Below are 16,423 nucleotides of genomic sequence, written 5' to 3'. Positions count from 1 at the left end.
GCAGCTGATTCACTAGTATTTAAACCTCTTACTTCTCGGACATTTGAAACCCTAAATTTTCTAAATCCTTCCAAAAATCAGGATACGATTTTGAAACTACTTCAGCATTATCAATAATTATGGGCACTCGTACAGCTAATGGAGCGAAAGCCATTGCCATTCTGTGATCATTATAAGTTGCGATTGCAACATTTGAATTAATATGATTTGAAGCAACCAATGTTAAACTATCATTCGTCACCGATATGTTAGCGCCTAATTTTGTCAATTCGATTCTTAAGGCTTCCAATCTGTCTGTTTCTTTAATTTTCAATGTGTGAAGACCTGTCAAATGACAACCTATTCCTAAACCAAGGCAAGTAACCACAATAGTTTGGGCGATATCGGGAGTATTATTCAATTCAAAATTTACAGATTCAAAATTGAAATTTTCTTTTTTGGTCAGCGTCATTTTATTTCCTTCGAAACGGGTCTCAACGCCCATTTTCTGATAAATTTCAATCAAAGCTGAATCCCCTTGCAAGCTGGTTTCTTTGTAACTGGTCAATGAAATAGAAGCTTGTTCAGACAGAGCTGCCAAACTAAAAAAGTAAGATGCAGAACTCCAATCGGATTCTACAGTCATCACTTTTGATTCTACTTCCGGTTTTGGATAAACTTTGATTACGTTTCCTTCAAAGCTGGTTTTTATATTTAAATCATTCAGCAAAGCCAAAGTCATTTTGATATAGGGAATCGAAGTAATATCTCCTTCTAATGTCAATTCTAAACCGTTTTCTAATTTTGGAGCTACTAGCAATAGAGCCGAAATATACTGGCTGCTCACATTTGCTGCCATGGTAACTTTTGAAGCGGCTATTTTTTGACCTTTAATTCTGATAGGCGGATAACCAACTTCCTTTTCATAGGATATTTTTGCTCCTAATTGTTCCAAGGCTTCCACCAAAATTTTAATAGGACGCTCCTGCATTCTGCTGGAACCTGTCAACATCACTTCACGACCTTCGTTCACCGCAAAGTAAGCCGTAAGAAAACGCATCGCCGTTCCTGCGTGATGTATATCAACAATTTCATCGTTCCCTTTCAGGGCTTTTTGCATTACTTCGCTGTCATCAGAATTGGAAGTATTGGCCAAAGTAATATTAGGAAACAAAGCTTGTAATAGTAACAAACGGTTCGTTTCGCTTTTTGAGCCGGTAACTGCAATCTGAGCTTGTAAATTGGAATGGGAAGTTTGTAACAGTAAATTCATTTTGGGTGGTTGTTTGGTAATAGAGCGCAAATTTATTTTAAAAAAACCACACCCCAAAGTTTTACCTTATGTTATCACATTATTTTAGTTTATCGTTGTTTTTGTGACGGTCTTTGTCGCGAATAGATTTTAAATCCATTTTTTTATCAAAAGCCGCCTGCAAATCTATTCCTGTTTGATTCGCCAAACACAACACTACAAAGACCACATCAGCAAGTTCCTCGCCCAGGTCTTTGTTTTTATCACTTTCTTTCTCTGATTGTTCTCCATAACGGCGGGCAATGATACGGGCTACTTCTCCAACTTCTTCTGTAAGTTGAGCCATATTGGTCAATTCATTAAAGTAACGAACACCATGTTCATTTATCCAATTTTCTACTTCCAGTTGCGCATTTTTCAGGTTCATCTTTATACTTTTTTTAGGACTATTTTCTCGTTTTGTTTCTCAATCATTTTTTGATAAAAATCTTTCAATATATCATAAAAATCTGCTGAAACATTCGCCATGTTTATTTCTTTGTTCATCTGAATCTGAATATTATTCCCTTGTGACAGGATATTCATTGAAAACAAAGCTACATTATCCGGAGTTGAAAGTGTTATCGCTTTTGGAACAGATTCCACAACAAACCCTTTTGGGACTTCAAAATTAATAACATATTTCTCCTGTTTTGGATACCCAAAATAAATAGGCATTTGTCTTTTTTCCTGAACGAATGGGTTTTTGTCCAGGGTAAAAAATAAAACCGGATTAATAAACATTTTATCAGCTATGATTTCACAGTGATTATCTGTTGCAAAAGTAAAAATTTCCTTAACGGGTTTAGACAAATCAGTATTATTATTCTCAACGGTATAGTCACTTATTTCAATTCCATTTAATTCATTCTCCATTTTTTCCAGATAACTATCTCTATTAATTTTTGCGTTTTTATCCCTAAAACTAAACGCTTCATAATCTGTTTTTTGAATTCGGAATTTACCCGTTATCTTCCCAAAACCATCAACTGTTGCTATCAAAGTACCTGTTTTCTTCGAGGACACAGCCGGAACCAAATTGATTTCCAGGGAACTTCCGTCTTGTTTTATGAGCCTTCCCGTCCAATTCAATACGTTTAAAGGCAAAATATTGGGACTGGTCAATTTATTTGTAGCGTCCAATAAAATCTGTTTGTCTTCAATTTGGACAGCTGCAATAACGTAATTAAAAACCGTTCTGCCGGGAAAAACAGGAGTTCCATGTTCTCTTGTGCTCGTTATAACCGGATTCGCATTTAATCCCGCTAATTTTAACATTGCAATTAGAATAAAATTAATTTCGGCGACATTTCCGGTTTGATCAATATAAGCCTTCTTTACTCCTTTATTGGTATAATATCCGTAATCATTATTCCAATTCATCTTATTCTGGATAAACTTAAATATGATTTCCATCTTTTCGGTCTCGGTTGTTGCGTCCTTTAAAATGGTCTTTATATCTTGCATCAGATAGGATCGTTCTCCGAGTTCTTTCCCGAAATCTTTATCCTCATAAATTGTTTTCGCAACTCCTTGCCAAGTTAAGGAATAGTCTTTCTCCGGTTTATCCGGATACCGTATTCTTTCCAATTCCTGTTGAATTGACGACCTGTAATTTTTTACGTTATCCACATAATCTTCTTCCATAAGTGCCGGTACATTTTCGGCAGTATATATGGCATTGATCTGCTTGTACCTCAAACTGGTTGATTGCATGTTTTTATCTTCAAAATTCTGAAAACCATTTACTACTTTCATATCTGACTTTACTGGGACATAGCCCGTCAAAATAGGTTTGTAAACATAATATTCCGGCAGTTCTGTTTTATATTCCGAAAAATTAACTGGTATCTCATATTGAAAATTAAAAACAGGAAACCTAACAATGTTTTCCGTTTTCAAAATATATTTAAACTCTATAACAGACCCTACTTTTACATTTGGCAATGTTATAGTGGCCTCATTCCAATACTCGTTTACATTCTTCTTAAAACTTCCCTCACTATTCAGTTTTGTTTTAACTATGTCTCCATTTTCTAAATTATAAGTCACTCCATTCGAAAACTTCACCATATCATCATTCATGTCCTCATAACCTACATAATAGGGCACTTCAAAATTCGCCCAACCCAAACCTTCTTTTTTGTAGATTTTTATTCTGATTTGACATTCGTGATTAGCCGTAAATCCGGTTTTCTCATTATAAGTAAAAAAAGTTCTTGCTTTTTTAAATACAATTGCCGCCACAGCAGCAGAATCTCTGGGATGGACTTTCTCTTCTAATTCTGCTTTGGATACTTTTCCCAATTCATAATTTTGCGCTTCTGATTTACAAAAAGCGACAAATAACAACAAAATGAAAAGTGTTTTAGTGGACCGCATTTAGTTTTATATTTTCGTTAAAATGATTTTCTCATTTTGTTTGTCAATCATTTTTTGATAAAACTCTTTCAATGTCGGATAATACTCTGATGAAATAATAGCTGAGTTCATTTGAACCATTGCTGACAACTGGATTGTATTCCCATTCTGACTTGTCATGAACTTAAAATTCCCTAGATTATCTTCCATGGCAATCACTGAAGAAGTCGGCAATGTTTCCACTTTATATCCTTCCGGAATTTGAATATTAACAGCATATTTATCCATAAAAGGGAAACCATAATCAACGGGATATTCTCTGTTTTCTTGTTTGAACGGATTTGCTTCCTGAGTATAAAACAACAATGGATTTACATAAATTTTACCTCCGATAATCTCACATAAATCAGAACCTGTATACGAAAATGTTTCGACTACAGGCATCTTAACATCCTTTTCATTGGCTCTGGAATATTCAATTACTTCAATTTTATTGTTATCATTTTCCAGTTTCTCAAGATAAGCGTCCTCTTTTTCGTCTTCAATATTTTTTCTGAAAATCATAGCATTATGATCTGTTCTTTGCCTCCTTAATTTCCCTGACACCTTTCCACTCTCATCAATGGCATAGTTCATCGTTACCGTATCATTAGATGCTACTTTAGGCATTAAATCAACCTCTTGGGATGTTCCGTCTTTTCGTATCAATCTTCCTATCCAGTTCAAAGCTCTGAAAGGCAAAACATTTGGAGTTGAAAATTTATCTGAAGCATCTAGCAAAACTAATCCATTAGAAGTTTCAACCGCTGCAATTACATAATTAAAAGCACCTCTGTTAGGAAACAATGCTATCCCATTAGAACGTGTACTTACCAAAACCGGATTCGCTGTTAGTCCCGCGTGACGAAGCATTGCAGTGAGCATCAGGTTAATTTCGGCAATATTACCTGTTTTGTTTTTGTAGGCCGTTTTCACACCGTCATTACAGCTATAGCCTGTATAATCATTCCATTTTACTGTAGCTTTAACATAATTCAATATAGCGCTTATTCTTTCTTCGGACGTGTTTAGTCCGGCAATTACACCTTTTAAATCCTCCTCAAAGTACCCTGTTTTATTCAATTCCGGACCAAAATCTTCGTAATCATAAATCGTCTTTACTACTGCATTCCAATCAGTTGAAAATGTTCTGAAAGGTTGATTTGGATATCTTATAATTGAAAGCTCATGTGAAACACTTGTTGTATAATTACCTATATTATTAACATAAGCCTCGTCTTTCATTGCAGGCATGTTTTGAGCACTATACGTCGTTTTTGTTTCTTCAAACTCTAATTTTTCTTGGGAAGAGGAAGAATTAAAAGTTCCACCGGGTTGGATTTTCTCTCGATAGGAATAACTGATGGATTTATTCTTTTTTTCTACACTTATCTTCGGAGAAATAAATCCTTTCATATTAGGTTTGTAGACAAAATATTCAGGAATAAATGTTTTAAATTCCGAATAATTAACAGGAATGCTAGATTGAAAACTCCATTCCGTTAATTCCCCGAAACGGCCAGATCGAATTTTATATCTGTATTCAATTACAGATCCCTCCTTGACATTAGGCATGGCAATTTTCTTTTGTCCCCAGTACCTGTTCACTTTTTCATCAAACTCCCCATCACTTTTCAGTTTTGTTTTTTCGATTTTTCCATTCACCAGATTATACGTTATCGCATCAGAAAATGAAATGTTCTCTTTTGAGCTACCACCTATATAATAACTAACTTTTTTATTTGCCCAATCATAACCTTCTTTCTTATAAATTTTTATTCTGGTTTTTACCTCTGTTACCATTACAAAACCTTCATCTTGATTGTACTCAAAATCCACATCCCCTTTTTCGAATAAAATTGCTGCAACAGCAGCAGTGTCAGTCGGGTGTACTTTCTCTTGAAGTTCTTCAATCGAAACCTTCCCTAATTCAAAATTTTGAGCGTTTATTTTTGAAAACGAGACAAGAAGTAATAAAACGAAAAGTGATTTTTTTAATTGCATGGTTTTATTTATTTTGGGTTAGAATGATTTTAGCGTTGTCATTTTTTGAAATTTGCTCCATGAAGAGTCGGTACTCATCATATTCTTTATTGGAATACAATCCTTTTTTTACGAATAAAGTCCTTTTGTAAACCAGATTGGTAGCATCCTTTTTTACAATTTCAGTTTTGTACTCTCCGTACTTTGTGCTTAATTCAAAATTATTAGGAAGAAATTCAACTGAGAAGCCTGAAGGTAACACGATAGCTATTTCATCGGTATCCAAATAACCTCTTTGAATTTCAAATGGGTTTTTACGGTTTCTAATCCTTTTCACACTCTCAGAAAATTGATTGAATGCATTTACGGTAAACATCATTTTACCATTGGTAAGAGTTCCAAAATTGACAGCACTTATATCCGCATTTTCCGTAAAACGAATGCTTTCTTTATCATTTGAAAATATTACTTTATTTATTTTCAAATTATTAATATTACTCCAGTAACTTTTATAATGCGCCTCTTTATCGGTTGGTTGCAATTGTTCGACAGATACTTTCTGACTGTATTGAGAGCCTTCGGAAGCAATAGCTATTTTACCGGAAAAAGCACCATCGGATGTTAAAGTGTATGTTCCCTTACTCATTTGTAAATTCCCTTTATCTTCGTAAATTTTGGTCCTTACAATTTCACCTCCTTCTGGCTTCATGATTAGAACATTTCTGTCATCTGTAAAAGTTCCCTGATAGCCAAATGGATCGTCCTGACTAGTACATTCTAGCCAAATATAATTATCCCCGGTTGGAATGGCTAAAATGACATGATTACTCTGCATAGAAACAAAATCAGCAACAACATCTTTTTTATTTCTATCACCATACAATCTTGTATAGTATGAAGGAACATCAACTGTTTGCAAAAGTGCTCTCGTGTAATTTGTCAGGGCCTTACAATCACCATACCCTAATCGGTCTACATCACTTGCCTGCATGGGCTTCCAACCTCCAATTCCCTCTTGAATACTTATGTATCGTACTTTTTGCTGAACATAGTTATAAATTATTTTGGCTTTTTTTATAGGATCTTTTTCATCTCCTACTAATTGCTTTATTTTTATTTTGGTTTCTTGAGTTAAATCCATTGTTTCGGACAATATTTTATCTGAAAACCACAGTCCCATTTCCTTCCAGGATTTAGCATTCCCATCTATGCCTTCCAGATGAAATAATTCTAATCCCATCATCACTTTTGGAAAAATACTACCAAAAGCGGGGCTATAATCTTCCCGTTTAAAAGCTAAAATATTGGTGGCAGTATAAGAAAGTTGTGTTGCAGTATCTACTGTTTTTTGTATGTTGAAATTGGAAAAATTGAATTCCATTTTTTTGAAACCCAAATTAGCAGGATAACTAACATTCAAAACACTTTTTTCAACGCTTAAAAAATAGTCGGTTAAGGGATACCATTGCGGCACAAAGGCAGTTGTTGAAGTTTGAGATTCACTATCGTAAATGATTGTAAATGGATACTGGATCGGGGTGTAATCCAAATAAATATAGCGACTATCAGAGAAAAGTGTTCCGCCGTCAACAGCGCTTCGGTCTTTGAAATCTTTCCTTTTTATTCTTTTAATTTCTTTTCCTGCAGCATCAAAAACTGTAGCTTCAATGTTGTTAATTGTTGTTCTTTTATCATAACCTTCAACAGCATCTATAGAGGTAAGCCCTTTTTCATTCAGCACCGTAACCACCCTTTTAGTCTTGATATTCATACTTCGTTGGGAAGTAATAACAATATCAATTTGATTCAAACGAACCACAGCATTGGCATTTTCTTTTAAACTATCGGAGATTGTTAACGAACTGTATTCGGCTTTTTGAGCAAAAATAAAGGAAGAGAAAAATAAAAACAGTAAAGACAGATTCTTAAGAGCCATAAATTCTTTTTTTTATCAAAAATATCAGAATTTTTCGACTAAAGAAAACTTAATCTCTATTTTTACTATCAATAATTATGGTTACAGGACCATCGTTTAAGAGACCCACTTTCATATCAGCACCAAACACACCTGTCTGTACTTTTTTCAGCAGTTTCTTTTCTAAACTCTTTACAAAACTTTCATAAATTGGAATGGCAATTTCAGGTTTTGAGGCCCTGATATAAGATGGTCTATTGCCTTTTTTGGTAGAAGCGTGTAGTGTAAATTGGCTCACTACAATAATATCTCCATCAACATCCTGAACAGAAAGATTCATCACGTCATTTTCGTCTCCAAAAATACGTATTTGAGTAATTTTACCCGCTAACCAATCTATATCCTCTTGTGTATCGGCATCTTCGATTCCTACTAAAACAAGCAAGCCTTTCTCGATATCAGCTACGATTTTAGAATCGATGGTTACTGAGGCTGAGGAAACTCTTTGAATTACAACTTTCATTATCTACCTATAAATAGACGCGATAAATTGCGTCTCTACTACTCTCTTGTTTTATCACTTATTATTCGATCTTCGTTATGAATATCGGTACGGTAATGTTCGTCGTCGCCTTCCAGGATTTTCAAATAGCTATTATATCTAGACCAGGCAATTTCGTCTCTTTCCAGAGCCGCTTTGACCGCACAATGCGGTTCGTCTTTATGCAAACAATTATTAAACTTGCATTGATCCTTCAATTTAAAAAATTCAGGAAAATAACCACTTATTTCTTCTTTTTCCATATCGACAATTCCAAAACCTTTGATTCCGGGAGTATCAATGATTCTGGCATTAAAAGACAAATCATACATTTCGGCAAAAGTCGTAGTATGTTGTCCTTGTTTACTTGCTTCAGAAATTGTTTTCGTTTTTAGATGCAAAGAAGGTTCCAAGGCGTTGACCAAAGTTGATTTTCCAACTCCTGAATGTCCTGAAAACATACTTACCTTACCAATCATCAATTCTTTTAAAGCTTCAATTCCTTTCATCTCCGTAGAAGAAACGCGTAAACACTTGTACCCAATTTGCTCATACACATGTTGCATGTACAATTGTTCGTCTAATGTAACTTCGTCTAGGGTGTCAATTTTATTAAAAACCAAAATCGTCTCAATACCATAAGCTTCGGCAGTAACCAAAAATCGGTCTATGAAATTAAAAGTAGTCGGTGGATTATTGATTGTAACCAACAAGAAAACCCGATCAATATTCGACGCAATAATATGCATCTGATGGGACAAATTCACTGATTTCCGAACGATATAATTCTTTCTATCGTGAATTTTATTAATGGTTCCTGTTACAGTATCTGATGTTTCTTCGAGTTCATAATCCACAATATCTCCCACAGCAATAGGATTGGTGCTTTTGATGCCTTTCATCCTAAACTTTCCTTTCATTCTACACTCAATAAAATCTCCTTTTTCTGATTTTACGGTGTACCAACTTCCTGTAGATTTATAAACGGTTCCTGTCATTTCTTGATTTTAAATATTGGATTTTAGATATTAGATTTGAAATCCAAACTTTGCAAAGATAATTAGTTTGTTTTAGGTTTACTGTTTAAAGTAAGTTATAAGTAATAAAAAAGGTTGTGAAATTATTCACAACCTTTCAGTTTTTAGTCTTCTAAGATCAATCTTCCAAGTTTGTCCTGCTTTTTTCTTGATGAATACATAATTAATTCGTTTTCATTTTTCCTGTAATAAACCCCTGGACGAATCACTAGCTCGTTCTTAATAACTTCTTCAGGGTCTTTTCTTGTAATTCCCCCTTTGTTATCAAATATAAAAAGAGAAGGCACGGCATTATTATAATTTCCGAGCGCTTTTATTTTTTCAATATCAGTAATTCCCTTGTTCTTAATATTGTCATTAAAAATGATATTTAACTGTCCATTTTTATAAATAGGCATTGCACCTAGATACTCGGGCCCCTTACCCATTTGTGCCAGCGGAATCATTAAAGAACCTCCAACTGCAAAACTGCCATTTCCGCCTACAATTCCAAAGGCAAAAGATAATGTTGTCACGGTCGCAACTTGCTCTTTAGGCAAAACATTACTCCAATCCAGTGAACCGTCTGGTTTAAGACAGGTTACTATTATTTCGTTTTTGGTGTAAGTAACTGGAGTAAAAGCTAACGGCCCTATTCCTGAAGTCTGTCCCACATAAACATATTGCAATTCCGAAAGAACTATTAAACCACCATCATTTTTTTCGATAATTGTAGTAATATTATATAATGGCTTAACCTCTTTTCCATTTTTAGCTCTTCGCTCTCCTAATAACTTGACCTTAGTTTCGTAGTCAAACTCCTCAAATTTCAGATTATCATTATTATTTGTCGCAAGATCGATTGTTGCATTATAAACTCCCATTAAATTTTTATTCGCTTTACCATTCTCGCGGACACTGGAATAGAAACCAACTAATTTTAGGGTATTTTTAGATGTTGAAATCATAGAACAGTTGATAATTTCTTTTCCTTTACTATTAATCTCAACAACTTCCTTTTTGTATTTGTTGGCTCTTTTAAAGGCATGAATTTGAAATTTCTCTATCTGCTCCTTCTTTTTTGAATCCCTATAACTCTCATTGATCACTAAAAAAACATCATCTTGGAAATTCAATTCAAAATCAGCAATCGTAAATTCATAATCTTTTTTACTGTCATCAAATTTTACTTTTTCAGCAGTAGAAAAAAGCACATCCAATTTCTCATCGAATAATTTGACCTCATATTGCACAGAATCTTCCTTAGAAAAAAGAGAAGTATGCATTACTAACAAAGCGCCCTCATCAGGGGATAGCTTAAAATAAAACATTCCTCGTTCCGATTTTTTAGCAACAACTGAATTAAATAACTGAATCGTATTTTTGCTTAAAACTCCTTTATCGGAAATTTCTGTTCCTACTAAATTAAAAGTTTTGTCTTTTTTATCATAAACACTTCCTATTGCATAGAGATGTCCATTTAATAAAAATAGTTCTTCAAAATCTACTTCTCTATTAGCAATTTGAGGAATAATGATTGGGTTCGAAGAAATTAACCTCATGGATTTAGATTCAAATATTTTTAAAAAATAATTTTCTTTCCCCTCTAAAGCCAAGGCATAAATCTCATTATTGTATTCCCCAACGATTTTTATAATTTTCTGTTTGTCATCGGGCAATTCCTCACCGTAAGTCATATTCAATTTATCAATTTTGTTTTGTGCTGATAAGTTGAAACTTAAACAAAGCAATAAAAAAGCAAATGTAATTTTTTTCATTTTTAAAATTTTATATTTGGCCAAAAGTAAATAAAAACTTATTAAAAATAGAGTTTGCTCAAAAAAAAACTCCACAGCTTTTATACTGTGGAGTTTTTTCAGAATTTAACAAATGCAATTATTTATGCATTCAAGATTTTTTCTTGGTGACCAATACTTTCCTGGTGAATAGCTTTGAACATTTTAAGAACAAATTCTTCTGTAAGACCTTTTTTCTCCCCTTCCAAAATCATTTTTCCTAAAATCTCATTCCAACGATTGTTTTGCAATACTGCCACGTTAGCGTCTTTTTTCACCTGACCAATTTCGTCAGCTACTTTCATACGTTTTCCTAACAAATCCAACAAAGTTGCATCAAGAACGTCGATATTAGATCTCAATTTAGACATTTTTTGAGTAAACTCATCGGATACATCATTTTGCTTTCTTACTTTCAAATCAAGAAAGATTTGTTTTAAAGCATCTGGTGTAACTTGTTGTGCAGCATCACTCCAAGCATTGTCCGGATCAATATGTGTTTCGATAATCATACCATCATAATTCAAATCTAATGCTTCTTGCGTTACTTCAAGAATCATCTTACGATCTCCTGTAATATGAGAAGGATCGATAATCAAAGGCAAATCAGGGAATTTATTTTGCAATTCGATTGCAATTTGCCATTCTGGAATGTTTCTGTATTTTGTTTTTTCGTAAGTAGAGAAACCTCTGTGTATTACACCCAATTTTTCAATACCTGCCATGTATAAACGCTCTACTCCACCTAACCATAAAGACAAATCAGGGTTTACAGGGTTTTTTACCAATACAATTTTTTTAGTTCCCGCTAAAGCATCTGCAATTTCTTGCATAGCAAAAGGGTTAACAGTTGTTCTTGCTCCGATCCACAATACATCGATATCATATTCCAAAGCTAATTTTACGTGAGCTGCATTAGCCACTTCCGTACCCATTAGCAATCCAGTTTCTTCTTTTGCTTTTTTCAACCATTTTAAACCAATTTCTCCTACTCCTTCAAATCCTCCCGGACGAGTTCTTGGTTTCCATATTCCAGCTCTAAAAACATTTACATCTGAATCTTTCAATTCATGAGCTATTTTCAATACTTGTTCTTCTGTTTCAGCACTACAAGGTCCTGCGATCACAAATGGATGAGTCAAATTGAATTCATTCAACCAATTTCTCATTTCTTTCTTGTTTTCCATCTTTTCTAGTTTTTTATTATTTTATTCTGTGTTGTTCTTCTTTTCAAAACTGTTTTTCGTAGACTGCGCCTGTCTTCAAAAACAGTTATTTTTTTATGTTTATTCCGTTTAATATTTCCTTTATTTTATTTACGCTTTGCATTTCATTGTAAATCGCATCGTAATCTTCGTTTTCTAACAATTCCTTGAATTTTGATAAATTCGAAATATATTCGTCCAAAGTTTTTACCACTTGCTTCCTGTTTTGCTTAAAAATAGGTGTCCACATGGCTGGCGAACTTTTAGCCAAACGAACAGTACTTTCAAATCCCGAACCCGCCATATCAAAAATATCCTGTTCGTCTTTTTCTTTATTGATGACCGTTTTTCCCAACATGAAGGCGCTTATATGAGACAAATGCGACACATAAGCAATGTGTTTATCATGTGATTTCGGGTCCATATAACGAATCCTCATTCCCATGGCAGTAAAAAGTTGCAAGGCTTTTTCCTGTAATTTGAAAGTGGTTTTTTCCACCTCACAAATAATATTTGTTTTCCCCTTAAACAATCCTTTTATTGCCGCTGAAGGTCCTGAAAACTCCGTTCCTGCAATAGGATGTGTTGCAATAAAGTTTCTTCGTTTCGGGTGATTGGCAACTGCTTCACAGATTGGTGTTTTAGTCGATCCCACTTCAAAAACAATCGTTTTTTCTCCTACTACATCCAATACTTTTGGCAGAACAATCAAAGCTACATCAACTGGAACAGAAACGATTACAAAATCCGCATCGACCAACTCATCAAAAGTCGCGCCAGCCTCAACCACCCCTAAAGCGATGGCTTCCTTCAAATGGTTTTCATTAGCGTCAATTCCATAAATTTTGGCTTCAGGGTATAGCGTTTTGATGTCCAATGCCATCGAACCACCTATCAATCCTATTCCTATTACGTATACTTTCATTTTATTCAATTTCAATTGCAAAAATCAATTCCAATTTTAAACAGCAAATCTGTCAATTGCCTCTTGTACTTTTTCTTCTTTTACACAAAGTGCAAATCGGATGTAACCTTCTCCATTACTGCCAAAAATAGTTCCCGGAGTAATGAAAATATGTTTTTCATATAATATCTCATCAATGAACTTTTCGGCTGATGTTATTCCTTCCGGTAATTTAGCCCAAACAAATAAGCCAACTCCTTCTTTATATACTTCACATCCCAATTTCTCGGCTAACTTCTCCGTAAGAACTCTTCTTTTTTTGTAAACTGCATTCATGGAATCAAACCATGATTGATCACTTTTCAAAGCTTCAATCGCTCCTTTTTGTATTCCGTAAAACATTCCGCTGTCCATGTTGCTTTTTACTTTCAGAACTGCATCAATACAAGCTGCATTTCCTAAAACCATTCCAACTCTCCATCCAGCCATATTGAAAGTTTTGCTCAAAGAATTCAATTCCAAAGCCACTTCTTTCGCTCCTTCTACCTGCAACAAGCTCATCGGATTGTCATTTAAAACAAAGCTATACGGATTGTCATTGACTAATAAGATGTTATGTTTTTTGGCGAAAGCAACTAACTTCTCAAACAACTTTACACTCCCTCTGGCTCCTGTTGGCATGTGAGGATAACCAATCCACATGATTTTAACTTTCGATAAATCCAATTTTTCCAGAGCTTCAAAATCCGGTTCCCAGTTATTCGCTTCTTTCAAGTCATAATAAACGGGTATGGCTCCTACTAAATTCGTCACCGAAGTATAGGTCGGATATCCTGGATTCGGAATCAAAACATGGTCTCCTTCATTTAGAAAAGCCAATGAAATATGCATAATTCCTTCTTTGGAACCCATTAAAGGCAAAATTTCAGTATTCGGATTTAATGCTACCTTAAAATTGTTTTGATAAAAATCAGCCATCCCTTTTCTTAATTCCGGTAACCCTTGGTAACTTTGATATTGATGTGCATTTTCATCCTGCATTCCCAAAACCATCGCATCAATAACTGCTTGTGAAGGGTTCAAATCCGGGCTACCAATCCCCATATTGATAATTGGTTTCCCCTCAGAAGCGAGTTGTCTAACCTCTCTTAGTTTTGATGAGAAATAGTATTCTTCAATTATATCCAGACGTTTCGCTGTTGTAATCATTTTTTATATTTTAAATTCTTTCGACTTTACGACTTTCAACCTTAGATTTATTAAGGTTTTGTGTTTTTGTACTCCCCTAATACTTTAAAATATTCAGCCATAATTGTCAATAATGCTTTTGCCTTTGCGTAGTCCTCATATTTTTCGAAAGTAATATCCACAAAAAATGAATATTTCCAAGGTGTCTCGATCTTTGGCAAAGACTGAATTTTTGTCAAATTCAACTTGCAATCACTCATCACATTTAAAACTGCTGCTAAGCTGCCACGTTTATGATCCAATTCAAATTTGATAGAGGCTCTGTTTATTTCATCTTTCGACACAAAATTTTCTTCTCTGTTGATAATAACAAAACGAGTCATATTATTATTTATCGTCTGAATTTCTGGAGCCAAAATTTCTAAATCATACATTTCAGAAGCTGTTTTACTGGCAATTGCGGCAATTCCTGTCAATTGTTTTTCATGAATTCTTCTGGCTGTTTCAGCAGTATCTTTATCTTCTACTAATTTGATGTTTGGATATTTCTTTAAGAATTCCATACACTGCAACAAAGCCATAGGATGAGAATGCACTTCCAAAATATCTTCAATTTTCTGACCTTTCAAAGCCATTAAATTTTGATGAATATCCAAATAATGCTCTCCAACAATGTGCAAATTATTCTTATCAATCAAAGCGTAATTAGGGATAATTGGACCCGCTATAGAATTCTCGATAGCCATAACCGCTTGGTCCGATTTACCCGATAATAAACTATCCACCAATTCTTCAAAGGATAAACATTCGTCTACTTCTACATTCTGATAGTAGTATTCTTGTGCCACCTGATGATGGAAAGATCCTTTTATACCTTGTATTGCAATTTTTGTTCTCATTTATTCAAAAAAAAATCCTGATTTTCATCAGGATTGTATATTAGTTTTATTTGTTTCTTGTTTTTCAAATAACCATAGCACAATCCCTTACTTCCTAAAGAAGAAATAAAAAGTGTTGCTAAAATAAAAACGGTTATTAGACATTGTATTCTCTGTTTTTTAATAAATTCTTTGCAAATGTAGGACATATTTCAAATCAACACAAAAAAAAATATGTTTTTATATAACAAAAAAAGAATTCTTTGTGAAAACGAGTTTTTTTTATATAATATACAAAAAAGTACTCTTTGAAAAGCTGTTTTTTATTGATTTAAAAGTCACTTTTTATAAAAACTAATCTCGATTTATCTTTTTAACTCTAGATGGCGTGTCTTCCCCATTAATAATTGACCAGGAACTGATGGCAATTGCCTTCACGATTTCGGTCATGTTATCTAGATCCAAGGTAGAAACCTCATCACTTAATTTGTGATAATTGGGCTCCACATCCATTTTTGAAGTCGAAATGGTATGAGCAGGTACACCCAGAAATGCTAATCTGGCGTTATCAGAACGATAAAAAAGTCGTTCGCTTGGGTATGGATCCGGGTTAAAATTAAAATCGGTTCCTTTTAGATTTTTCTGCAAAATTATTCCAAAATCAGATTTTTCAAAACCTGTGATATAAGCCGAATTTTTACCCCACTTACTTTCTGTACCAATCATTTCAATATTGAACATTGCGACCACTTTATCCGGATTCAAACTTTCTGTAAAAAAAGCTGAACCATATCCTCCAATCTCTTCACCGGTAAAAGCCACGAATATAATTGTTCTTTCATTTTGACCTAATTCCTTAAAATATTTTGCCAAAGCAATTACTGCGGTAGTTCCCGATGCATCATCATTCGCACCGTTATAAACCTTGTCATCGCCACTGTTTTCCACACCTAAATGATCATAATGGGCTGAAAAAATCACATACTCGTCAGATTTTGATTTTCCTGGAAGGATACCGATTACGTTGTTTGCTTTTTTCCCCTTAACCACAAATTCCTGACGATAGGTCTTTAAATCATTATAATGACCCAATCCAATTCCTTTAAATTCTTTCTCAATAAAATTGGAAGCCAAATCAATACCGGCTGTAAAAGTAGCTCTACCCAGCATTTCATCCGAAGCTAATTTCGTTTCAATTCTGACAACCTCCTGGCTTAGAATCATTGGTTTTTCTTGTGCCTGAACGAAAAATCCAAACAAGAAAAACATCAAAATACCTTTATTTTTCATAGAAGATTTAATTTTAAGTCATTGTTACAATTGCAAA

General features: G+C 34.2%; 13 protein-coding genes. All 13 read right to left on the bottom strand.

All coding sequences use genetic code 11. From position 1 onward, the window contains the following. Nucleotides 1–28: 28 nt before the first annotated feature. Nucleotides 29–1,252: a 3-phosphoshikimate 1-carboxyvinyltransferase gene (gene aroA, locus ABEB23_RS13180; RefSeq protein WP_348813069.1), complete on the bottom strand. Its 1,224-nt coding sequence runs from the start codon at nucleotides 1,250–1,252 to the stop codon at nucleotides 29–31. A gap of 79 nt (nucleotides 1,253–1,331) precedes the next feature. After that, nucleotides 1,332–1,658, bottom strand: a complete 327-nt coding sequence (locus ABEB23_RS13175; protein ID WP_348813068.1) for a nucleotide pyrophosphohydrolase — start codon at nucleotides 1,656–1,658, stop codon at nucleotides 1,332–1,334. 2 nt (nucleotides 1,659–1,660) lie between these two features. Beyond that, nucleotides 1,661–3,652, bottom strand: coding sequence for a DUF3858 domain-containing protein (locus ABEB23_RS13170; RefSeq protein WP_348813067.1), 1,992 nt, complete (start codon nucleotides 3,650–3,652; stop codon nucleotides 1,661–1,663). A 6-nt stretch (nucleotides 3,653–3,658) separates the two neighbouring features. Then, on the bottom strand, nucleotides 3,659–5,674 hold the full coding sequence (locus ABEB23_RS13165; protein WP_348813066.1) for a DUF3858 domain-containing protein: 2,016 nt from the start codon (nucleotides 5,672–5,674) through the stop codon (nucleotides 3,659–3,661). A gap of 4 nt (nucleotides 5,675–5,678) precedes the next feature. Then, nucleotides 5,679–7,589: a DUF3858 domain-containing protein gene (locus ABEB23_RS13160; RefSeq protein WP_348813065.1), complete on the bottom strand. Its 1,911-nt coding sequence runs from the start codon at nucleotides 7,587–7,589 to the stop codon at nucleotides 5,679–5,681. Between the two features lie 49 nt (nucleotides 7,590–7,638). Continuing rightward, nucleotides 7,639–8,091 (bottom strand): D-aminoacyl-tRNA deacylase, encoded by a 453-nt coding sequence (dtd, locus tag ABEB23_RS13155; protein WP_348813064.1) that lies wholly within the window; start codon nucleotides 8,089–8,091, stop codon nucleotides 7,639–7,641. Nucleotides 8,092–8,129: 38 nt separating this feature from the next. Then, on the bottom strand, nucleotides 8,130–9,107 hold the full coding sequence (rsgA, locus tag ABEB23_RS13150; RefSeq protein ID WP_348813063.1) for a ribosome small subunit-dependent GTPase A: 978 nt from the start codon (nucleotides 9,105–9,107) through the stop codon (nucleotides 8,130–8,132). A gap of 143 nt (nucleotides 9,108–9,250) precedes the next feature. After that, nucleotides 9,251–10,903 (bottom strand): hypothetical protein, encoded by a 1,653-nt coding sequence (locus ABEB23_RS13145; RefSeq protein WP_348813062.1) that lies wholly within the window; start codon nucleotides 10,901–10,903, stop codon nucleotides 9,251–9,253. Between the two features lie 122 nt (nucleotides 10,904–11,025). After that, entirely contained in the window at nucleotides 11,026–12,108 is a 1,083-nt protein-coding gene (locus tag ABEB23_RS13140; protein WP_348813061.1) for a chorismate mutase, read from the bottom strand. A gap of 85 nt (nucleotides 12,109–12,193) precedes the next feature. Then, nucleotides 12,194–13,051, bottom strand: a complete 858-nt coding sequence (locus ABEB23_RS13135) for a prephenate dehydrogenase (RefSeq protein WP_348813060.1) — start codon at nucleotides 13,049–13,051, stop codon at nucleotides 12,194–12,196. 36 nt (nucleotides 13,052–13,087) lie between these two features. Beyond that, on the bottom strand, nucleotides 13,088–14,239 hold the full coding sequence (locus tag ABEB23_RS13130; RefSeq protein WP_348813059.1) for an aminotransferase class I/II-fold pyridoxal phosphate-dependent enzyme: 1,152 nt from the start codon (nucleotides 14,237–14,239) through the stop codon (nucleotides 13,088–13,090). Between the two features lie 50 nt (nucleotides 14,240–14,289). Beyond that, complete coding sequence (locus ABEB23_RS13125) at nucleotides 14,290–15,117, bottom strand: prephenate dehydratase (RefSeq protein WP_348813058.1); 828 nt, start codon at nucleotides 15,115–15,117, stop codon at nucleotides 14,290–14,292. A 333-nt stretch (nucleotides 15,118–15,450) separates the two neighbouring features. Further along, entirely contained in the window at nucleotides 15,451–16,386 is a 936-nt protein-coding gene (locus tag ABEB23_RS13120) for a M20/M25/M40 family metallo-hydrolase (protein ID WP_348813057.1), read from the bottom strand. Between the last annotated feature and the right edge of the window lie 37 nt (nucleotides 16,387–16,423).

Source organism: Flavobacterium maritimum (genome assembly GCF_040049085.1).
GTDB lineage: Bacteria > Bacteroidota > Bacteroidia > Flavobacteriales > Flavobacteriaceae > Flavobacterium > Flavobacterium maritimum.
Note: the sequence above shows the minus strand (reverse complement) of the source record. Positions and strands in the feature narration are given on the sequence as shown.